This is a genomic window from Gordonia sp. NPDC127522, from assembly GCF_042672305.1.
Taxonomy (GTDB): Bacteria; Actinomycetota; Actinomycetes; order Mycobacteriales; family Mycobacteriaceae; genus Gordonia; species Gordonia hongkongensis.
This window is the reverse complement of sequence record NZ_JBHXVK010000004.1, coordinates 234,925-255,238: the sequence shown is the minus strand read 5'-3', so window position 1 is coordinate 255,238 and position 20,314 is coordinate 234,925. Positions and strand designations below refer to the sequence as shown.

At 68.2% G+C, this 20,314-nt stretch carries 22 protein-coding genes and 1 tRNA gene; 16 read left to right on the top strand and 7 right to left on the bottom strand.

Translation table 11 applies throughout. The features are described 5' to 3' along the window. The first annotated feature begins 138 nt into the window (after positions 1–138). A tRNA-Val gene (locus ACFVHY_RS11575) sits at positions 139–210 on the top strand. Between the two features lie 56 nt (positions 211–266). Here ACFVHY_RS11575 and ACFVHY_RS11570 read toward each other — a convergent pair. Beyond that, positions 267–746: a hypothetical protein gene (locus tag ACFVHY_RS11570; RefSeq protein ID WP_390271838.1), complete on the bottom strand. Its 480-nt coding sequence runs from the start codon at positions 744–746 to the stop codon at positions 267–269. Continuing rightward, positions 739–1,401: an RNA polymerase sigma factor gene (locus ACFVHY_RS11565; RefSeq protein ID WP_390271836.1), complete on the bottom strand. Its 663-nt coding sequence runs from the start codon at positions 1,399–1,401 to the stop codon at positions 739–741. Before ACFVHY_RS11565 ends, ACFVHY_RS11570 begins: the two co-directional genes overlap by 8 nt. Positions 1,402–1,525: 124 nt before the next feature. Between ACFVHY_RS11565 and ACFVHY_RS11560 the strand changes: the two genes are divergently transcribed. From ACFVHY_RS11560 to ACFVHY_RS11530, 7 genes are all read left to right on the top strand, one after another. After that, the gene (locus ACFVHY_RS11560; RefSeq protein ID WP_390271834.1) at positions 1,526–2,026 is read left to right on the top strand and encodes an Asp23/Gls24 family envelope stress response protein; all 501 of its coding nucleotides are present in this window, start codon (positions 1,526–1,528) and stop codon (positions 2,024–2,026) included. Further along, positions 2,026–2,364 carry a hypothetical protein gene (locus ACFVHY_RS11555; RefSeq protein ID WP_390271832.1) on the top strand — a complete coding sequence of 113 codons (339 nt, stop codon included), beginning with the start codon at positions 2,026–2,028 and terminating at the stop codon, positions 2,362–2,364. The genes ACFVHY_RS11560 and ACFVHY_RS11555 overlap by 1 nt, the downstream gene beginning before the upstream one ends. Next, on the top strand, positions 2,361–2,540 hold the full coding sequence (locus tag ACFVHY_RS11550) for a hypothetical protein (protein ID WP_058252041.1): 180 nt from the start codon (positions 2,361–2,363) through the stop codon (positions 2,538–2,540). The genes ACFVHY_RS11555 and ACFVHY_RS11550 overlap by 4 nt, the downstream gene beginning before the upstream one ends. Then, positions 2,533–3,084 (top strand): Asp23/Gls24 family envelope stress response protein, encoded by a 552-nt coding sequence (locus tag ACFVHY_RS11545; RefSeq protein ID WP_390271830.1) that lies wholly within the window; start codon positions 2,533–2,535, stop codon positions 3,082–3,084. The genes ACFVHY_RS11550 and ACFVHY_RS11545 overlap by 8 nt, the downstream gene beginning before the upstream one ends. Further along, on the top strand, positions 3,081–3,677 hold the full coding sequence (locus ACFVHY_RS11540) for a hypothetical protein (RefSeq protein ID WP_390271828.1): 597 nt from the start codon (positions 3,081–3,083) through the stop codon (positions 3,675–3,677). The genes ACFVHY_RS11545 and ACFVHY_RS11540 overlap by 4 nt, the downstream gene beginning before the upstream one ends. Beyond that, positions 3,674–4,222 (top strand): hypothetical protein, encoded by a 549-nt coding sequence (locus tag ACFVHY_RS11535; RefSeq protein WP_390271826.1) that lies wholly within the window; start codon positions 3,674–3,676, stop codon positions 4,220–4,222. The genes ACFVHY_RS11540 and ACFVHY_RS11535 overlap by 4 nt, the downstream gene beginning before the upstream one ends. Before the next feature lie 94 nt (positions 4,223–4,316). Further along, positions 4,317–4,514 carry a CsbD family protein gene (locus ACFVHY_RS11530; protein WP_390271824.1) on the top strand — a complete coding sequence of 66 codons (198 nt, stop codon included), beginning with the start codon at positions 4,317–4,319 and terminating at the stop codon, positions 4,512–4,514. Positions 4,515–4,619: 105 nt separating this feature from the next. Here the strand turns inward: ACFVHY_RS11530 and ACFVHY_RS11525 are convergent, their stop codons facing one another. Further along, positions 4,620–5,825, bottom strand: coding sequence for an RtcB family protein (locus ACFVHY_RS11525; RefSeq protein WP_390271869.1), 1,206 nt, complete (start codon positions 5,823–5,825; stop codon positions 4,620–4,622). Between the two features lie 488 nt (positions 5,826–6,313). Here ACFVHY_RS11525 and ACFVHY_RS11520 point away from each other — a divergent pair, with 488 nt between their 5' ends. Next, complete coding sequence (locus ACFVHY_RS11520) at positions 6,314–8,080, top strand: ABC transporter ATP-binding protein (protein ID WP_390271822.1); 1,767 nt, start codon at positions 6,314–6,316, stop codon at positions 8,078–8,080. Further along, positions 8,077–8,967 carry a serine/threonine-protein kinase gene (locus ACFVHY_RS11515; protein ID WP_390271820.1) on the top strand — a complete coding sequence of 297 codons (891 nt, stop codon included), beginning with the start codon at positions 8,077–8,079 and terminating at the stop codon, positions 8,965–8,967. The genes ACFVHY_RS11520 and ACFVHY_RS11515 overlap by 4 nt, the downstream gene beginning before the upstream one ends. On the opposite strand, the gene ACFVHY_RS11510 is transcribed toward ACFVHY_RS11515, so the two are convergent. The 3 genes from ACFVHY_RS11510 to ACFVHY_RS11500 form a co-directional block, all read right to left on the bottom strand. Further along, a complete protein-coding gene (locus ACFVHY_RS11510; protein ID WP_390271818.1) occupies positions 8,957–9,439 on the bottom strand; it encodes a peroxiredoxin in 483 nt (160 codons plus the stop codon). The two genes, ACFVHY_RS11515 and ACFVHY_RS11510, sit on opposite strands and share 11 nt — an antisense overlap. Continuing rightward, positions 9,436–9,858, bottom strand: a complete 423-nt coding sequence (locus tag ACFVHY_RS11505; RefSeq protein ID WP_058252048.1) for a DUF3052 domain-containing protein — start codon at positions 9,856–9,858, stop codon at positions 9,436–9,438. Before ACFVHY_RS11505 ends, ACFVHY_RS11510 begins: the two co-directional genes overlap by 4 nt. Before the next feature lie 239 nt (positions 9,859–10,097). After that, complete coding sequence (locus ACFVHY_RS11500; protein WP_390271816.1) at positions 10,098–10,718, bottom strand: hypothetical protein; 621 nt, start codon at positions 10,716–10,718, stop codon at positions 10,098–10,100. 151 nt (positions 10,719–10,869) lie between these two features. Between ACFVHY_RS11500 and aceE the strand changes: the two genes are divergently transcribed. From aceE to ACFVHY_RS11470, 6 genes are all read left to right on the top strand, one after another. After that, entirely contained in the window at positions 10,870–13,749 is a 2,880-nt protein-coding gene (gene aceE / locus ACFVHY_RS11495) for a pyruvate dehydrogenase (acetyl-transferring), homodimeric type (protein WP_390271867.1), read from the top strand. 78 nt (positions 13,750–13,827) lie between these two features. Next, positions 13,828–15,099: a PucR family transcriptional regulator gene (locus tag ACFVHY_RS11490; protein ID WP_390271814.1), complete on the top strand. Its 1,272-nt coding sequence runs from the start codon at positions 13,828–13,830 to the stop codon at positions 15,097–15,099. A gap of 195 nt (positions 15,100–15,294) precedes the next feature. Next, entirely contained in the window at positions 15,295–16,203 is a 909-nt protein-coding gene (locus ACFVHY_RS11485; RefSeq protein WP_137810264.1) for an ACP S-malonyltransferase, read from the top strand. A 131-nt stretch (positions 16,204–16,334) separates the two neighbouring features. Beyond that, the gene (acpM, locus tag ACFVHY_RS11480; RefSeq protein WP_058252053.1) at positions 16,335–16,637 is read left to right on the top strand and encodes a meromycolate extension acyl carrier protein AcpM; all 303 of its coding nucleotides are present in this window, start codon (positions 16,335–16,337) and stop codon (positions 16,635–16,637) included. Then, positions 16,637–17,905, top strand: coding sequence for a KasA/KasB family beta-ketoacyl-ACP synthase (locus ACFVHY_RS11475; RefSeq protein ID WP_390271811.1), 1,269 nt, complete (start codon positions 16,637–16,639; stop codon positions 17,903–17,905). The genes acpM and ACFVHY_RS11475 overlap by 1 nt, the downstream gene beginning before the upstream one ends. Positions 17,906–17,942: 37 nt before the next feature. Next, on the top strand, positions 17,943–19,394 hold the full coding sequence (locus ACFVHY_RS11470) for an acyl-CoA carboxylase subunit beta (RefSeq protein WP_058252055.1): 1,452 nt from the start codon (positions 17,943–17,945) through the stop codon (positions 19,392–19,394). A gap of 320 nt (positions 19,395–19,714) precedes the next feature. On the opposite strand, the gene ACFVHY_RS11465 is transcribed toward ACFVHY_RS11470, so the two are convergent. Then, complete coding sequence (locus tag ACFVHY_RS11465; protein WP_010841193.1) at positions 19,715–20,233, bottom strand: DUF3145 domain-containing protein; 519 nt, start codon at positions 20,231–20,233, stop codon at positions 19,715–19,717. Between the last annotated feature and the right edge of the window lie 81 nt (positions 20,234–20,314).

Here is a 20,314-nt window from a genome sequence, read left to right as displayed (position 1 = left end):
TCGCTCCTCAGGGAGCAGGGCGGGGCTCGCAAGCTCCCTCCTCAGGGAGCGTGGTAATCCCGGTCAGACCCGGTTTGAGCGACCGGCATCGGAGCGACTAAATTCGTGTGCGCAGCGCCACGTTCGTCAGCGCGGCCCGCGCGTATAGCTCAGCGGTAGAGCTCTGGTCTTACACACCAGCGGTCAGGGGTTCGAATCCCTTTGCGCGCACTTACCGATTTCCTGCCCCCAAGCCGCGCCCAGCGCGGCATCGAGCTATGAGACCGCTACCGGCTCAACCACTCTCGCGTGTACACGTCCTGCCACCGCACGGAGATGTTGCGTCGGGCGGCGGCGCTGCTCTCGGCCCCGAGGGTGTCGAGCAGCACCTGGTCGACGATGTCGCGTACCTCGTCGGAGAGAGCGGGCAGGTCGTCGGCGTAACGGGCGATCAGGCCGACGCGCACACCGTCGACGGTGTCACCGGCGCCGTCGACCGACACGAAGACCGTCAGGCGGCCGAGTTCGCGCCTGGTGCGCACGGCGATGAGTTGTTTGACCACGCGGTCACTCGTGTTGACGCGCAGTTCGTCGGTCGCCAGGGTTCGAGCCGGCCGCCGAATCCGTTGCAGGCTGCCCGAGATCGAGGTGATCAGCCGATCGACGTCACCGATGGGTTCGTCGGCGGCGATCTGCTGTGTCGCCTCGACGAGCCAGGCGTCGGCGACGTCGGTGGCCTCGAAGTCGCGTCCGTGCTTGTCAGGCACCGACCTCGCCTCCCTCCGCGTCGTCGACGGTCTCCGTCGGTGTGATTCTCGGTTTACCAGGGTTCCACGGCGCCAAACGGGTCAACAGGAACTTCCGGCTCCGTTGGAGATGACCGCGCACCGATCCCGTGGTGATGCGCAACACCTGTCCGATTTCCTCGAGCGTAAGCCCCTCGACTTCCCTCAGCCACCACGCGGCGCGCGAGTTTGCGGGGAGGTTGTCCAATTCGGCGCGCAGCGCATCCATGAGCAGACTCCGTTCGGCCAGGTCGGAGGGCAGCGGTCCGGCGGCCTCGAGTTCGGCGAACCGCTCGTCGTCGAACGGGACGTCGCGTCGGCGGCGGTGGTAGTCCACCGCCTTGCGGTGCGCGATGGCGAACATCCAGGTGCGGAAGCTGCTCCGGAATGCGAAGTCGGGCAGCCCCTTCCACGCGTCGAGCAAGGTCTCCTGCGTGAGGTCCTCGGCGGTCTGCTGACCGTCGACCATCCGCAGCATGTATCGCAGCAGACCCGGGGTCACGCGCCGGACGAGCACGTCGAACGCCTCGGTGTCGCCGACGGCGGCCGCGCCGGCGAGTTCGTCATCACCGAGCCCCGAAAGGTCCAGCGCAGACAGGTCGAGCGGCTGCCTGTGAGCTGAATCACCGATATTCATGCGTGCAACTCCCCCCGTCCGTCCCGACTGACCTTACAGACGGATCGTGAACAGCCTTTGCGATAGCGCATCATCCGAACGCGGTCCGTCTACGAAGAAGACACGACGACCGAAGGAGTTCGACATGTCCGCAAGCGCCACCACCACCACCAAGGACGCCACCGAGGACGACGCCACCGTCGACGCGACGCGCACCGACGGCGCCGCGGGCCGTGCCCTCGCCCGCCGTGATCCGTCGGGCGACCGGGGACGCACCTCCATCGCCGACATCGTGGTCGCCAAGGTCGCCGGCATCGCCGCTCGCGAGATCGACGGTGTTCACGACCTGGGCGGCACCACCGAGCGCGTGGTCGGCCGGGTCCGCGACGTCCTGCCGGGCACGACGGTGAGCACCACCCAGGGCATCGAGGTCGAGGTCGGCGAGCGTCAGGCCGCCGTGGACGTCTCGATCGTGGCCGAGTACGGAGTCGCGATACACCAACTCGCAGCGGCCATTCGACGCAATGTGGTCACTGCGATCGAGCAGATGACAGGTCTCGAGGTCACCGAGGTCAACATCACCGTGCACGACATCGCGTTCGGCGACGACGAGCAGGAGTCGAACACCACCCCGCGGGTCCAGTGATGACGTCGGACCTCCCGGCGGCGCGGACCGACGACGGGGCCCCACTGGCGGAACGCCTCGCCACCGCCGTCCTCGCCGTACCGGGCGTCCGTGACCTGCACAGCGGCCTGTTCGGGGAGATCACCACGTATCTCCCCGGGCGTCGGGTCCCGGGCGTGTCCCTCGCCGACGACCACGGCGAGGTCCACATCGTCGTCGACGCCGCGTACGACCTCCGCGGCACCGCCGCGCGGGTACGCGATGTCACCGAGGAGCTCGCCGCGAGACTCGTCACGGTGACCGTGGCAGACATCAGCGTCAGCTCGAAGCCGACTTCGAAAGATGGTGAAGCGCAATGAACAACGCGATCGTGGGCCTGTTCGTCGGCCTGCTCCTCGCTCTGGCCGCCGTCGCCGGCGGGCTGGCCGGTTTCCTGCTGGCCATCGTGCTCGGCGCCGCGGGACTCGTGCTGGGACTCAACCGGGACGGCACCATCGATCTGGGCGCACTCCTGCGGAGCCGGGGTCGTGGCTGAGCACGAATCCGGCGGGCCCGCCCGGGATGCTCACCCGACCGCGGGTGACTCGCCGCCCGGCAAGCTCACCGTCGCCGATCGCGTGATCGAGAAGATCGCGGCCCGAGCGGCTCTCGACATCCCGGGGATCGTCCGCCATCGCGGTGGCGTCGGGTCGGTACTGGGAGTCGGTGAGCGGAACTTCCCCGACGCGGCCGTTCATGCGGGCGGCGCCAGGATCACCCTCTCCCTCGCCCTCGAATGGCCGTGCGCGGTCGCCGAGGTGTCCCGCAGCGCACGCGATCACGTCGCCGCCGAGGTCGAGCGACTCGCCGGGATCGTCCCGCTTCGCGTCGACGTGACGGTGTCCAAGTTCGAGCCACGACAAGCGATCCGGCGCCTGCAGAAGGGTTACGTGGACCTGCCGCCGGTCTTCGACGAGCCCGAATACGACGACGCCGACGACCACGTTCACGACAACGATCCGCGCCCCGACGACCCGACGTCGGACAACTCCGACGCATTCACTCCGACCATCAGCATCGACACGGGGGTACGACGATGACGCAGACCGCACCCGAATCGGGTACCGCTCCTGCCGCGACCCTACGGAACACCGACGCCCAGAACGTCTTCCCGCCCGCAGCCCTCCCGGGCGCCGCGGTCGCCGGTGCAGCGTTGGGGCTCATCCTCCTCGCGCTCGGCGCGGCAGCCGTACGCGACATCGCCGTCGACGCGAGCTGGCTGGATGGTCGTCCGTGGTCGGTCACCGCCGCCGAGTGGGTCGCAGAACTGCAGTGGCAGAACTGGATGTGGCCCGCCGCGATCGGGTTGATCTTCGTAGGCCTCGTCCTGCTGTGGATCGCGGTCAAGCCTCGTCGCCAGACCCACCTCGAACTCGGCGGTGGCGAGGGGATGTGGACCCGCCCCGGGGACGTCGCCCGACGCTGCAGCGCCGCCATGTCCGACCTGCCCGGCGTACTCGACGCCGACACCGTGGTGACGCGACGGAAGGTGACGTGCACCGTCGGAGTGCGGAGGCAGGTCGCCGACCGCGCCCTCATCGACGGCACGGTCGCCGCCGTGGCGGCGGATCTCGCCTCGTCACCGCGGGTTGTGGTGCGCGTACGCGATCGAGGAGCGAGGAGCGCCCGATGAATCGTCTTCCCGCAACCGCACATCGGCTGTCGGTCGGACTCGTGGCACTGCTGCTCATCGCGGTCGGCGCCGCGGCCGTGGCCTCGCGGGTCGACGCCCAACCGGTGGCCGGGTGGGTCGACCGTCTCGACGAGCGTGCCGCTCTCGACGCCACCCAGGCGTCCTGGTGGGTCTGGGTATTGGCCGGCGTCACCGTGATCGCGATCGGCTGGGGCCTGTTGTTGCTGGCCACCAACGTACGGCCCCGCGCAGTGGACGACGCCCTGCTCGACGGTTCCGATCAGACCGGAGCGCTCACCGTCGCACCGAAACTGATCGCGAACGCGGCAGCGACGGAACTGGCCGGGAACCCGCTGTTCCAGAAGGTGACCGCGAGAGCGATCGACGACCGGTCGCGCAGCATCATCCGACTCGAGGTGTCGGCGACGCCGAACCGGAGCTTCGACGAGGTCACCGCGCCCGTCGCGGAGACCGTCGCCGCCATCAGTACCGCGCTCGGAGAGTCCGGAGTCCACGTCCAGGCTCTCATCCACCTCGACAGGTGACCTCGACAGGTGACCTCGACCGGTGGCTCGACACAGACCGACAGACCGCCTCGTCCGGGGCAGTCGTCCGATGAAGAATGAAAGGAAAGACACGATGGGATTCAGCGACAAGGTCGGCAACAAGGCCGAGGACCTCTCGGGTAAGGCCAAGGAGGCCACCGGCGATGTGACCGGTGACGACCAGCTCAAGAGCGAGGGCAAGGGCGATCAGCTCTCCGCCGCCGTCAAAGACGGCGTGGAGAACGTGAAGGACGCCGCGTCGAACATCAAGGACAAGCTGACCGGCAAGTGATCATCGTCGCCGGCAGCCGAACCTCCCCGCCGGCGGTGACAGGGCGAATCCCGAAGGTGCTCAGCACCTTCGGGATTCGTCCTGTTGTGGGTCAGGAACGGTCGGTCACGTCCCCTTGACGTTGAGGATCTGTCGCAGGGTGTGCTCGATGTCCACCAGATCGACGGCGTCGGCCATGACCTGATCGATGTCCTTGTACGCGTCCGGGATCTCGTCGACCCACTGCTCGCCGTGACGGTACTCGATCCCCGCCATCCGGGCGGCGAGATCGTCGGCGGTGAACCGCCTCCGCGCCTCGCTCCGCGAGAACCGCCGGCCGGCACCGTGCGGCGCCGAGCACAGGCCCGCGGGATTCCCCTTGCCGCGCACCACATACGACCGTGTACCCATCGAACCCGGGATGACGCCCCGTACGCCCTCATGGGCGTCGATCGCACCCTTCCGGGTGAGCCAGACGTCCTGGCCCGCGTGCGTCTCCCGCACGGTGTAGTTGTGGTGGCAGTTGATCCGGTCCATCTCCAGGGATTCCGTTTCCTCGACGACGCCACCGGAGGCGTTGTCTGCGAACCACTTCCCGAACACCTCGACGAAGCGGTCCATCATCTCGGCGCGGTTCTCGAACGCGAACCGCTGCGCCCAGGACAGATCCCGCAGGTAGGCGGTGAGTTCCGGGGTCCCCTGCGGCAGGTACGCGAGATCGGCGTTCGGCAACTTGATCCACCACTGGCGGCACAACCGCTGAGCGATCTTGATGTGCTTTTGCGCGATCTTGTTGCCGACGCCCCGCGAACCCGAGTGCAGGAACAGCCACACCACGTCGCCCTCGTCGAGGCACAGCTCGATGAAGTGGTTGCCACCGCCGAGTGAGCCCAGCTGCTCCCGCCACTTCGGCGAATGTGACAGGTCGACACCGTCTTTCGTGGCCTGTTCGGCGAGGGCATCGATGCGTGGCCGGGTGAACCCGAACCGGTCCAGACCGCGGTTGTAGTTGCCGGGCGACAGCGGGATCGCGTCCTCGACAGTCGTTCGCAGTCGCCCGAGGTCCATCCCGTCGATGTCCGCGGCGCGCAGGCGCGTCTGCACCGCGATCATGCCGCAACCGATGTCGACGCCGACGGCCGCGGGAATCACCGCGCCGGTCGTCGGGATGACGGTGCCCACCGCGGAGCCCTTCCCGAAGTGTGCGTCGGGCATGAGGGCGATGTGCGGGTGCACGAACGGCAACCGGGCGGTCTCGGCCGCTTGGGTCAGGGTGTTGTCGTCCACGTGCGATGCATAGTTCAGCACCTTGGGCGACACCTTGGTCGGCATGGAGTTCTTCCTCTCGTGTGCGCCCGCGTCGACGGGCTCACCCATCACACCGTCGAATCCGCTCGGCGGCAACCGCTTTTCCACTCCACGATGCCACTCGCCGCAGGGGACGGCACCCGTCGGCGACGATGAAGGATTCTTCATGTGCGACTCACGGAGACCTCATCGGGGTCCGTGACAGTGAGAACCGTTCCGCTCGGGACCGCCGGCGGAACGATCACGACACCCGACGAAAGGTCTTCTCATGTCGCACTCCAACATCCTCTGCGCCCTTGCGCCGGCAGTTCCCGGCGCATGCCGTCCCCACGACACGTCCACGGACAACCGCCGACGCGCGCCCCGCCGTCCGCGTCGTCGCCCGCCGGTCACCACCACCGATTAGGCGGTGCGGCCCGATCTGTTCCCCGACGCAGATCGGGCCACCCGCCCCGCCCACTCTCGCAACCGCGACACGACCACCACCACGAATCCGGATGGACGCCTCCGTCATGCCCTCGCCGTCACCGTTCTTCGCGCTGTTACGACCCCGCGCCGACGATCAGCCCCTCGTCCAGCACTCCGCGACCCTGACCGTCCTGCAGATCTTCCGCACATTCTGGCCGCGGTTGCGCACGCTCCGGTGGTGGCTCCTGCTCAGCCTCACGCTGTCGGTGATCCCCGCCGTGATCGCCGTCGCCGAGATCGCGCTGTTCGAGCGTCTCGTCGACGACGTGCTGGTGCCCGCGGACCTCGGCCCCTTCCCCTACATCGCGGCGATCTACGTCGGGCTCAACCTGCTGGCCGCGGTGGTCGACGGCGCCGACGACTATCTGGGTACCTGGATCTCCCAGAAATTCCTCACCACGTTGCGGCGCGACGCGTTCGCGCACGTGTTGGCACTGCCCGCCCACCGACTCGACCACCTGCGGCTCGGCGATGTGATGAGCCGCCTCACCTCCGACATCGGCACGGTCGAGTCGTTCATGGTCCGCCACCTGACCTGGGGCTTCCGCCAGCTGGCGACCCTGATCATCTATGCGGCCGCTCTCCTCTGGATGGATCTCCTCCTCGCCCTGGCGGCGATGGTCGTCGTACCGCTGTTCTTCTGGGCCGCAACCCAATTCGCCGACTACACCAAGTCCGCATCACGCGAACGGCGGCGTCGGGCCGGGTCCCTCAGCGCGATCACCGAGGAACATCTCGCCAACGCCGCCCTCGTGCAGGGGTACAACCAGGAGTCGACGGCGATCGCGCGCTACGAGCGCCAGAATGTTGCCATCATGGACGCCGAACTGGTCGCCAGCCGGGTCCGTGCGGTGTTCCTGCCGATGGTGGGCCTGTTCGAACTCCTCGGCGTCCTCGTGGTCATCGGGCTCGGCGTCTGGGCGCTGGCCACCCAGCGGATGACCCTGGGCGAAGTCCTCGCGTTCCTGGCTCTCCTGGGGAGCTGTTATCGCCCGGTGCGCGACCTCGGCAACCTCCTGCCCTCGCTGTTCGCCGCGACCGCCGGCATCGAGCGGGTACAGGAACTGCTCGACGAGCCCACCATGACCGATCCGCCCCGCGCCGTCGCACTTCCGGCCGAGGCCGCGGGCGTCGCGCTCCGAAACGTCCACGCGCGCTACCCCGGCCGAGACGTCGATGCCGTGCGCGACCTCGACCTCACGATCGAACCCGGTGAACGCGTCGCGGTGGTCGGCGGCAGCGGGGCGGGCAAGACGACGTTGACCCGCCTGCTCGACGGTTCCCTGCAACCGCATGCGGGGTCGGTTCGACTGGGCGACAACGATCTCGCTCTCGTGACGCGCGAGTCGATCCGCGCCTCGGTCGCCGTCGTCGCCCAGGAGATGTTGCTGTCCGACGCGACCGTCGCCGAGAACATCGCCTTCGGCGAACCCTGCGCCACCCGTGCGGAGATCGTCGCGGCCGCTCGACGCGCCGACGCCCACGACTTCATCACCCGGCTCCCGGACGGGTACGACACCCGCATCGGACAGCGGGGCCGCACCCTGTCCGGCGGACAACGGCAACGGCTCAACGTGGCACGCGGACTTCTCCACGGCGGCGGATTGCTCATCCTCGACGAGCCGACCACCGGACTCGACCCGGCGGGCGCCCATCGCCTGATGCGCTCACTGACCGAGCACCGGGATCGGAGTGTGTTGATCCTGACCCACGACCCGGTCGTCCTCGACCACGTCGATCGGGTGATCGAGCTGCCCGCCGTCGAATCCACCGGCACCCGACTGATCACATCGGCGCGTGACGTCCGATGAGGGCTCTGTCAGACCTGTTGCAGCGCAACGGCTCCGATGACCGGCCCCCGCGTTTCCCCGGTGTCGAACCACTTGCCCCGTTGGCCGTCGGCAAGCGCACCGTCACCTGGGACGCGTTCGACACCGACCGTCGCACACGATGCATCCTCAAGGTCATCCGACGGCGTCGACGCCACGACGAGGAGGTCGCGGAGTCCGTCCGTCGGGAGGGACGCGCGCTCGCCGAACTCGCCCACCCGCATCTCGTGCGCGGCTACGGCATGCTCCCCCGGGACGAGTCGGGGCTGCTCGGTTTCACCATGCAGACGATCCCCGGCGCCACCCTGGATGCTGTGATCGAGAACGGTCCGTTGAGTGTCGACGACGTGGTGCAGCTCGGCGTGCAGATGTCATCCGCGCTGCGATACCTGCACTGCCACAGCTGGATTCACCTGGATGTAAAGCCCTCGAACATCATCGTGCACGGCGGGCAGGCGATCCTCATCGATCTCGGGCTGCTCGGCCGTCCGGGGGAGCATGGTGACGGCTCGGGCACGCGCGGTTACCTGCCGCCCGAGCAGGCCGTCGACGTCGCCCTGACCCCGGCGGCCGATGTCTTCGCCCTGGGCGTCACCCTCTTCGAGGCGTTGACGGGGCGACGACCATACGGCGCGGTCCCGCCGTGGTCCGAACGGGGCGTCCGACGCCTTCGCACTCTGCGTCGCGCGACGTCGGCCACGACGCGCGACTCCGGATTCCCGGCGAACCGCGCCCTACCCGATGATCTGCCCGAACTGCTCGACCGGATGCTGGATCTCGAACCCGAGCGGCGACCGGGTATGGACTCCGTATGGCACCGACTCGACTCGATGGCGCGGGATGCGGAGAAGCGCCGACTCAGCCGATGACGCCGAGTGCCTTGTCCCAGACGGCGTTCTCGCGCACCTCGCCGGGACCGACCATGTCGGCGAAGACGATCGTGCCGTCCCGATCGACGAGAAAGGTCCCGCGGTTCGCGTAGCCGCGGTCCTCGTTGAACACCCCGTAGGCGCGCGCGGTGTCGCCGTGCGGCCAGAAGTCGGAGAGCAGCGGGAACAGGAAACCCTGCGCGGCGGACCACACCTTGTGCGTGGGAGAGGGTCCGACCGAGATGGTCACCGTGGTCACGTCGCCGTTGTCGAAACGGGGCTGCTGGTCACGGATGTAGCCGAGCTCGCCCTGGCAGGTACCGGTGAACGCGAGCGGGAAGAACACGACGAGCACGTTGCGGTCGGCTCGCAGGGTCGACAGCGACACCAGCTGATTGTTCTGGTCGCGCAGGGCGAAATCCGGGGCCCGGTCACCGACGGTCAGGGGCGCAGAAGGCAGAGCACCGCTCATGCTTTCTTGCCCGCGCGGGCCTTGGGCTGGACCAGTCGGGCCGCCGACCAGTCACCGAGGCTGATGGCCGACGTCTGGGTGAGTCCCGCGGTCGGGGCCGCCTCGGCGATCTCACTCGGATCGACGTAGCCGGACTTGCCGGTCTTCGGCGACAACACCCACACGAAACCGTCTTCGGCGAGCGGACCGATCGCATCCATGAGGGCGTCGACGAGGTCGCCGTCGCCGTCGCGCCACCAGAGGACCACGACGTCGACGACGTCATCGGCATCCTCGTCGACCATCTCGGCGTCGATCGCGTCCTCGATGTCAGCGCGCAGTTCGTCGTCGGTGTCCTCGTCCCAGCCGAGTTCCTGCACGACCAAGCCTGCGGTCAAGCCCAGTTTCTGGGCGTTGCTACCGTCTGTGGCGGCTACCACCGCGCGTGACCTCCTGAAGATTCGTGGATCGTTCTGTGCGTCGTCTGTGGCGAATCCGCGTGCGCTCCCGCACGCCGTTCGCCTGTCAGCATAGGCAACAGCCTAGAGCCTCACATTGCAAGCCGAACGCCGTCAGGGATTTCGGGCGTTTCGCACCGGTCCCGTGACCGACCCGCCCGATCGTTACCCACAGCGGGGCGGAACAAACCGTACCCGGCGGCGCGAGGCGGACGGCGCCATCAACCCCCGGGTCGCTCGGCCGACGTCGTGGCGGGAACCGACGGTCGAGGTGTGGCCGAGGACGTGGCCGGGAGCGGCGTGTAGGTACCGCACACATCGAGCAGTCGCTGTTTCGAGCGTGACCACTCGCTCGACACCGGGTTCAGGCCGGCACGCAGTTCGCGGCTGATCGCATTCTCGAGGCGCGCGGTCGACGCGAGGAACGCCCGCGCCGGCGTGGAGACGGCCGGTGGCGACGTCTCGGTGATCTTGGGGCGAATCCCGTCGGCACCGGCGATCAGACTGGCACGTGCCTTCTCGTCGAGATCCCCGACCCCGGCGTACGTCTGCGCCGCATTCAGCCGGGCGACGAAGGCGTTGAACCCGCGGACCATGACGACCATCGACGCCATCGACTCGCGGCAGAGTTCGACACCGTCGGCACGCACCTCGGCGGCCGCCGAGGCGGACAGTTCGGAGCGGTAGACCGCCACCTCGCCGGGCGCCGGCGCCCCCGCGCCATCGACGGTCGACGCGCATGCCCCCGACAGCGCCGCGCCGAGTGCGATCGTGGCCGCGGTCGCCGACCGGACTGCACGACCCCGGCGCCGCCCATCGGCCGCGCCTCCTCGATCCGGCATCCACTCCCCCTACTGGTCAGTAACCGTTTCTGGACGCTACCGCATCGCGGCGATCGGGACACGCGACACGGATCCACCCGGTGCCAAGCCACCCCACATGGGGCACGATGAGGGTAGGCGCCGCACCACATCGGAGTGCGGTGCCGACGCCATGCGGTCGGACCACCACCCCGAGTTCGGCCTGTCAGAGGGAGTAGGCATCACCGTGACCAACCAGATGGACCAAGCGACACAGGACGTCTCGCCGGGCGCCGCCGGGAACACCGGCCCCAGCTCGAACGGACGTGCCGCCGGACAACGAGTCCGGGTCATCCGTGAAGGAGTCGCGTCCTATCTGCCCGACATCGACCCCGACGAGACCGACGAGTGGCTCGACTCGTTCGACGCCCTCCTCGACGCCGCGGGCCCCGGTCGTGCCCGGTACCTGATGTTGCGTCTGCTCGAACGCGCCGGCGAGAAGCGTGTGTCGATCCCCGCGCTCACCTCCACCGACTACGTCAACACCATCCCCACCGAGGCCGAACCCTGGTTCCCCGGCGACGAGGATGTCGAACGCCGATTCCGCCAGATGATCCGGTGGAACGCCGCGATCATGGTGCACCGCGCACAGCGCCCGGGCGTCGGCGTGGGCGGCCACATCTCCACCTACGCCTCGTCGGCATCGCTGTACGAGGTCGGCTTCAACCACTTCTTCCGCGGCAAGGACCACTCCGGCGGCGGCGACCACATCTTCATCCAGGGCCACGCCTCCCCGGGAATCTATGCCCGCGCCTACCTCGAGGGCCGCATCGACGAGGCCCGCATGGACGGGTTCCGGCAGGAGCACAGCCACTCCGGCGAGGGCGGCGGCCTGCCGTCGTATCCGCACCCGCGACTGATGCCGGACTTCTGGGAGTTCCCGACGGTGTCGATGGGCATCGGCCCCATGAACGCCGTCTATCAGGCGCGGTTCAACCACTACCTGCACGACCGCGGCATCAAGGACACCTCCGACCAGCACGTGTGGGCCTTCCTCGGCGACGGCGAGATGGACGAGCCGGAATCGCGCGGCTTCGCCAGCTTCGCGGCCACCGAGGGCCTCGACAACCTGACCTTCGTCATCAACTGCAACCTGCAGCGTCTCGACGGCCCAGTGCGGGGCAACGGCAAGATCATCCAGGAGCTCGAGTCGTTCTTCCGCGGTGCGGGCTGGAACGTCATCAAGGTCATCTGGGGCCGCGAGTGGGACTCGTTGCTGCACGCCGACCGGGACGGCGCGCTGGTCAACCTGATGAACACCACCCCCGACGGCGACTTCCAGACCTACAAGGCCAACGACGGCGCATTCGTCCGCGAGCACTTCTTCAACCGCGACCCGCGCACCAAGGAACTCGTCAAGGACCTCTCCGACGGCGACATCTGGAATCTGAAGCGCGGCGGCCACGACTACCGCAAGATCCACGCCGCCTACGCCGCGGCGATGACCCACAAGGGACAGCCGACCGTCATCCTGGCCCACACCATCAAGGGCTACACGCTGGGCAAGCACTTCGAGGGCCGCAACGCGACGCACCAGATGAAGAAGCTGACGCTCGACGACCTCAAGGCCTTCCGCGACAGCACTCGCATCCCGATCACCGACGAGCAGCTCGAGAAGGACCCGTACCTGCCGCCGTATTACCACCCCGGCAAGGACTCGCCGGAGCTGCAGTACATGCTCGACCGGCGCAAGACCCTCGGCGGCTTCCTGCCGAGCCGCCGCACCAAGGCGAAGGTGCTGAAGGCCGACATGAGTTCGGCACTGAAGGCCACCGCGAAGGGCTCGGGCAAGCAGCAGGTCGCGACCACCATGGCGCTCGTGCGCGTCTTCAAGGATCTGTTGCGCGACAAGGAGGTCGGCAAGCGGATCGTGCCGATCATCCCGGACGAGGCGCGGACCTTCGGTATGGACTCATGGTTCCCGACCCTCAAGATCTACAACCGCAACGGACAGCTCTACACCTCCGTCGACGCCGAGCTGATGCTCGCCTACAAGGAGAGCCCGGAGGGTCAGATCCTGCACGAGGGCATCAACGAGGCCGGGTCGGCAGCCAGCTTCGCCGCGGTCGGCACGTCGTACTCGACCCACGACGAGCCGATGATCCCGCTGTACATCTTCTATTCGATGTTCGGCTTCCAGCGCACCGGTGACAGCTTCTGGGCCGCCGCCGACCAGATGGCGCGCGGTTTCATCATCGGCGCGACCGCGGGCCGCACCACGCTGACCGGTGAGGGCCTGCAGCACGCCGACGGGCATTCGCCGCTGCTCGCCGCGACCAACCCCGCCGTCGTCTCCTACGATCCGGCCTTCGCCTACGAACTCGGCCACATCGTCGAGAGCGGCATGGAGCGCATGTTCGGCGAGGACCCGGAGAACGTCTTCTACTACCTGACCGTCTACAACGAGCCGATCAGTCAGCCGGCGAAGCCCGAGGGACTCGACCCGACCGGCATCGTCAAGGGTGCGTACCGGTTCCAGAAGGCGCCGGAGGGCAAGGAACACCCGGCCAACATCCTCGTGTCCGGTGTGACCATGCCCGACGCACTGCGCGCCGCCGACATGCTCGCCGAGGAATGGAACGTCGGCGCCGACGTCTACTCGGTCACGTCGTGGAGCGAGCTCGCCCGGGACGGGATCCGCGCCGACCGCGAGGTACTGCGTGATCCGGCCGCCGAGCCGGCGCCGGCGTACCTGACCGAGCTGCTCGCCGACGCCGCCGGCCCGTTCGTCGGTGTCAGCGACTACATGCGCGGAGTGCAGGAGCAGATCCGGGCATACCTCCCGGGCACCTACCTCACGCTGGGCACGGACGGGTTCGGGTTCTCCGACACGCGTCCGGCGGCGCGACGGTTCTTCAACGTCGACGCCGAGTCCATCGTCGTCGCGGTGCTCGTCGCGCTCGCCCGGGACGGCAACATCGAGATGTCGGTGGCCAAGCAGGCCGCCGACAAGTACCGGATCGACGACGTCTCGGCCGCACCCGAGCAGACCAGCGATCCGGGAGTCGCCTGACCGGTCGCGCCGACGGACACGGCCTCCACTCGCCCTCGGCCGGGGAACCCACTCCGGCCGAGGGGCTAGATTGAGGTCGTGTCCGATGCGCGCGTGAACAGGAAGCAGCCGCCGGCTGACGTGTTCGGTGAGCGGGGCGCGCACGTACCGGCCCCGGCCACCGTGCACGACGCGCTGCCGGACACGCTTCTCCGGCGGGTCAAGCAGTACAGCGGCCGACTCGCCACCGAGGCGGTCCATTCGATGCAGGACCAGCTGCCCTATTTCTCCGACCTCGACGCCGCGCAGCGCGCGAGTGTGCAACTCGTCGTGCAGACCGCGGTGGTCAACTTCGTCGAGTGGATCCAGGACCCCGAGGGCAACGTGAAGTTCACGGTCCAGGCCTTCCAGGTGGTCCCGCAGGATCTCGCCCGCCGCATCACGCTGCTGCAGACCGTCGAGATGGTCCGCGTGGCCATGGAGTTCTTCGAGAAGTGGCTGCCGCTCCTCGCCCGCAACGATGCCCAGCTCCGCGCGCTGACCGAGTCGGTGCTGCGCTACGGACGCGAGATCGGTTTCGCCGCGGCAGCGATCTACGCCTCGGCCGCGGAATCACGCGGCGCGTGGGACTCCCGGCTCGAGGCCCTCGTCGTCGACGCAGTGGTCCGCGGCGACACCGGGCCGCAATTGCTCTCTCGCGCAGCGGCGCTCAACTGGGACTCGGACGCCCCGGCCACCGTGATAGTCGGGACGCCGCCGCCGGAACAGAACGTGTCGGTGCCACTGGCGATCCACAACACGGCCAAGTCCTTCGACCGGTCGGCCCTGTCGGTGGTGCAGGGTTCGGTGCTGGTGGCCATCGTGAGCGGTCCCGCCCGTCCGACCGAGAAGTTCGTCGGCGCACTGCTCTCCCACTTCGCCGACGGTCCGGTGGTGATCGGTCCCACCATGCCGAACCTCGGCAGCGCGCACTCGAGTGCCACCGAGGCCATGGCCGGGATCGAGGCGGTGGCCGGCTGGCCGAGCGCACCGCGGCCGGTCCACAGTCTCGAGCTGCTACCCGAGCGCGCGCTCAACGGCGACGAGTCAGCGATGACCGCTTTGGTCGAATCCCTCGTCCAGCCGCTCGCCGAGGGCGGTGCGACGCTGACCACCACTCTCGAGGCCTACCTCGACTCCGGAGGCTCGGTCGAGTCCTGTGCCCGAATTCTGTACATCCATCCAAATACGGTTCGCTACCGACTGAAGAAGATTTCGGAAATCACAGGACGTGACCCAACTAACCCGCGCGACGCCTACGTTCTGAGGATCGCGTCGACGGTGGGTCGACTGACACACTTCCGGCACAAATCGCCAACATCTGCCACATGAGTCACACGGGTTTCATGTCCGATTCACCGTTTCTGCTGATAGGAGCCTTAAGAACACGGTTCGGTAACAAATCTCAGACTGATGACGAACCAGGTGACCTCTAGGTCTCCTTTGTGGGAACCCCACAAAAGCCCGCGACAAGCTTCATGCTTCTCCACACCCACATCCCGTGGGTAAAGGGTGTTCTCTGGTCACGTGCTTTCGATGCTTGCTCCCGGACAGGGATCTCAGACACCCGGCATGCTCACGCCGTGGCTCGAATTGCCGGGCGCGCGTGACCAGATCGCCACCTGGTCCAAACAGACCCGTCTGGACCTCGAACGCCTCGGCACCACCGCCACGGCGGAGGAGATCACCGACACCGCCGTGACCCAGCCGCTCGTCGTCGTCGCCGCACTGCTGGCCTACGACGAGGTGCGGAAGCACGGTGAACTGCCCGCCGACGCCGTGGTCGCCGGCCACTCGGTCGGCGAACTCGCCGCCGCCGCGATCACCGGTGTCATCTCGGCCGACGAGGCCGTCACGCTGGCCGCGCTGCGCGGCTCGGAGATGGCGAAGGCGTGTGCCCTGCAGCCCACGACCATGGCCGCGGTCCTCGGGGGCGACGAGGCGGCCGTCCTCGCACGCCTCGACGAACTCGATCTCGTCCCCGCCAACCGCAACGCCGCCGGGCAGATCGTCGCCGCCGGCGCCGTCGCGCAGATCGACGAGCTCATCGCCTCGCCGCCGGAGAAGGCCCGGATCCGCAAGCTCGCGGTCGCCGGTGCGTTCCACACGCACTTCATGGCCCCGGCGCAGGACGCGGTCGCCGCAGCCGCCGCCCGCATCACGCCCGCCGATCCCACCCGGACCCTGCTGTCGAACTCCGACGGACAACCGGTGACGAACGGAGCAGACGCGCTGGCCAAGCTGGTGGGGCAGGTGACCAGGCCGGTCCGCTGGGATCTGTGCTCGGCGTACCTGCGAGACCACTCGGCCCACGCCCTGGTGGAACTGCCCCCGGCGGGAACGCTCGTGGGCATCGCGAAGCGCGAACTCAAGGGCACCCCCGCGCTGGCGCTCAAGGAGCCCGGCGATATCGCGAAGATCACCGAACTTGGATAGCGGTCGCGGCTGGTCCGCGACCCCCGGAACGTCGGCTTCGATGTCGGCGTGTCCAAGCGCGCGGACTTCTCCGTCCGTGCTGCGCTCCGGAAATCTCACATCCACGTAGGAAGACGAAAGGGAACCACACAGTGGCTGCCACCCAGGAACAACTCATTGCCGGCATCGCCGAGATCATCGAGGAAGTCACCGGCATCGAGCCGTCCGAGGTGACCCTCGAGAAGTCGTTCGTCGACGACCTCGACATCGACTCGCTGTCCATGGTCGAGATCGCGGTCCAGACCGAGGACAAGTACGGCGTCAAGATCCCCGACGAGGATCTGGCCGGCCTGCGCACGGTCGGCGACGCGGTCGCCTACATCCAGAAGCTCGAGAGCGAGAACCCCGAGGCCGCAGCTGCCATCAAGGCGCAGGTCGAGGCAGACGAGGCCTGATGACCCCCTCTTCCCTCCGCGAGTACTCCACGCTGGGTGGGAACTTCCCGAGTGTGGTGGTCACCTCCATGGTGGCCACCACCTCGTTGGGTGGGGATCTCGACTCGACCTGGAAGAACCTGCTGGCCGGCGAATCGGGCATCCGTGAGCTGACCGACGACTTCATCACCAAGTACAACCTCCCGGTGCGCATCGGTGGTCGTCTCCTCCAGGATCCCGCCGAGGAGGTCACGCGCATCGAATCCCGGCGGATGGCCTACGTCGAGCGCATCTCCCACGTGATGAGCAAGCGCCTCTGGGCGCAGGCCGGCGAACCCGACGTCGACAAGGACCGCCTCGCGGTCGTCATCGGCACCGGTCAGGGTGGCGCCGACGCGATGGTCGACGCGGTCCAGGCCATGGAGGGCACCGGCAACTACCGCAAGGTGTCCCCGCTCGCCGTCTCGATGGCGATGCCGAACGGACCGGCGGCCGTCGCGGGACTCAACGTCGGCGCACGCGCCGGCGTGATCACCCCCGTCTCGGCCTGTTCGTCGGGCGCCGAGGCCATCGCGCACGCCTGGCGGCACCTCGTCATGGGTGACGCCGACATGGTCGTCACCGGCGGCGTCGAGGGTCACATCGACGCGGTGCCGATCGCCGCGTTCTCGATGATGCGGGCGATGAGCACCCGTAACGAGGACCCCGCAGCGGCGTCGCGACCGTTCGACAAGGATCGCGACGGTTTCGTGTTCGGCGAGGGTTCGGCGATGCTGATCCTCGAACGCGAGGAACACGCCCGCGCACGCGGTGCACATATCCACGCCCGCCTGCTCGGTACCGGCATCACCTCCGACGGATTCCACCTCGTCGCCCCCGACCCGAGTGGTCAGGGCAACGCGCGGGCCATGACCCGGGCCCTGCAGACCGCTGGTCTGCAGCGCTCCGACATCACCCACATCAACGCGCACGCGACGTCGACCCCCATCGGCGACACCGCCGAGGCCGCGGGCATCCTCGCCGCCATCGGACAGCACGCGGCGGTGTACGCGCCGAAGTCCGCGCTCGGACACTCCATCGGTGCGGTCGGCGCGCTCGAGTCGGTCCTGACGATCAAGAGCGTCGAGGAAGGCGTCATCCCGCCGACCCTCAACCTCGAGAACCTGGACCCGGAATGCGACATCGACGTCGTGCACGGTGAACCCCGCTACGGGCAGATCGATTACGCGATCAACAACTCGTTCGGTTTCGGTGGGCACAACGTGGCGCTCGCCTTCGGTCGCTACTGAGCATCACCGCCACACCCCCGACACCCAGGAGACATCGATGACGACCTTGGCTCCCGTTGCCGGCCGCGAAGAAGCCGCCGATCCGCGCGACCCGCTGTTGCGGCTCACCAACTTCTTCGACGAAGGCACGATGTCGCTGCTCCATCCGCGCGACAAGTCGGGCGTCCAGGCCGCCGTCGGTCTGGTGCACGGGGTCCGTACGGTCTCCTACTGCACCGACGGCACCGTCATGGGCGGCGCCATGGGTGTCGTGGGGTGTGCGCACATCGTCAACGCCATCGACACCGCCATCACCGAACAGGCGCCGGTCATCGGCATCTGGCACTCGGGTGGCGCCCGCCTCGCCGAGGGTGTCGAGGCGTTGCACGCGGTGGGTCAGGTCTTCGAGGCGATGGTGCGTGCCTCGGGCTACATCCCGCAGATCTCGGTGGTCGTCGGCTTCGCCGCCGGCGGCGCCGCCTACGGCCCGGCGCTGACCGACGTCGTGATCATGGCGCCGGCCGGCCGGGTCTTCGTGACCGGCCCGGACGTCGTCAAGAGCGTCACCGGCGAAGAAGTGGACATGGAGTCGCTGGGCGGCCCTACGACCCACGGCAAGAAGTCCGGTGTCTGTCACATCGTCGCCGACTCCGAGCCCGACGCGCTGTGGCGTGCCCGGCGTCTGGTGTCGACGTTCACCCAGCAGGGACATTTCGACCGCGAACACGCCCGGGCGGGCGACACCGACCTCAAGGCCCTGCTGCCGGAGTCGAATCGGCGCGCCTACGACGTCCACCCGGTCGTCGAGCAGCTGCTCGACTCCGGTGTCGCGGCCGACGGTGAGACCCAGATCTCGAGTTTCGAAGAGCTGCAAGCCAAATGGGCGCCGAACATCGTCGTCGGCTTCGGCCGGTTGTCCGGACGCAGCGTCGGGATCATCGCGAACAACCCGTTGCGGATGGGCGGCTGCCTCAACTCCGAGAGCGCGGAGAAGGCATCGCGTTTCGTCCGCCTCTGCGACGCCTTCGGCATCCCGCTCATCGTCATCACCGACGTGCCGGGTTACCTGCCCGGCGTCGGCCAGGAGTGGAACGGCGTCGTCCGCCGCGGCGCGAAGCTCTTGCACGCGTTCGCCGAGGCCTCGGTCCCCCGGGTCACGCTGGTGACCCGGAAGATCTACGGCGGCGCCTACATCGCGATGAACTCGCGTGCGCTCGGCGCCACCGCGGTGTTCGCCTGGCCGGGCTCCGAGGTCGCCGTGATGGGCGCGAAGGCCGCGGTGGGCATCCTGCACAAGAAGGCTCTCGCCGCAGCGCCCGACGACGAGCGTGAGGCCCTGCACGACCGCCTCGCCGCCGAGCACGAGGCGATCGCCGGCGGTGTCGGCCGCGCGCAGTCCATCGGCGTGGTCGACGAGATCATCGACCCGGCGCACACTCGCAGCATCATCGCCGAGGCGCTCGCCGCGGCACCCGCGCGCCGCGGCCGCCACAAGAACATCCCGCTCTGACGCATTGCACAGACGACGAAAGTGCCCCGGTCCACGAGGACCGGGGCACTTTCTCATTCCACATCCACAGGAGCTTCCGGAGCTTGCGGAGGAAGCGTCCCCCGCTCCCTGAGGAGCTTCCGGAGCTTGCGGAGGAAGCGTCCCCCACTCCCTGAGGAGCTTCCGGAGCTTGCGGAGGAAGCGTCCCCGCTCCCTGAGGAGCATCCGGAGCTTGCGGAGGAAGCGTCCCCGCTCCCTGAGGAGCATCCGGAGCTTGCGGAGGAAGCGTCCCCGCTCCCTGAGGAGCATCCGGAGCTTGCGGAGGAAGCGTCTCGAAGGGTCTATCCCACCCGCTGCTGCAACCAGGTGACCTCGGCACCGGCGCCGCCCATGCGGTACTGCTCGAGCGCGTTGTCCCACGCGGTCCCGAGCGCGCCTTCGAGTTCACCGGCGAGTCCGGCGCTGTCGGGCTGCGATTCGATCATCGAACGCAACTGGTTCTCGCCGATGATGACGTCGCCGTTGGCGCTCGTGGAGCCGCGCCAGAGGCCGAGCCCCGGGACGTAGCAGAAGCGTTCACCGTCGACACCCTCGCTGGGGTTCTCGGTCACCTCGAAGCGCAGTGCCGACCACTCGCGCAGCGCGGTCACCAGACGCGCCGCGGTGCCGACCGGACCCGCCCAGTCGACAGTGGCACGCTGCATGCCCGGCTCGGCATCCTGGGCCGACCACTTCAGGTTGGCGCGCGCATTCAGGGTCGACGACAGAGCCCACTCCACATGCGGGCACAGCGCCACCGGCGCCGAGTGGATGTAGACCACTCCTGTTGTCATGTCCGCAAACTGGTTCAGATTGCGCACCTTGTTCACCTCCGTTGTCGACGAGGAACGTCTTCCCCAACACACCTCGCGACAGCGGATATCACACTCTTGGAAACAAGT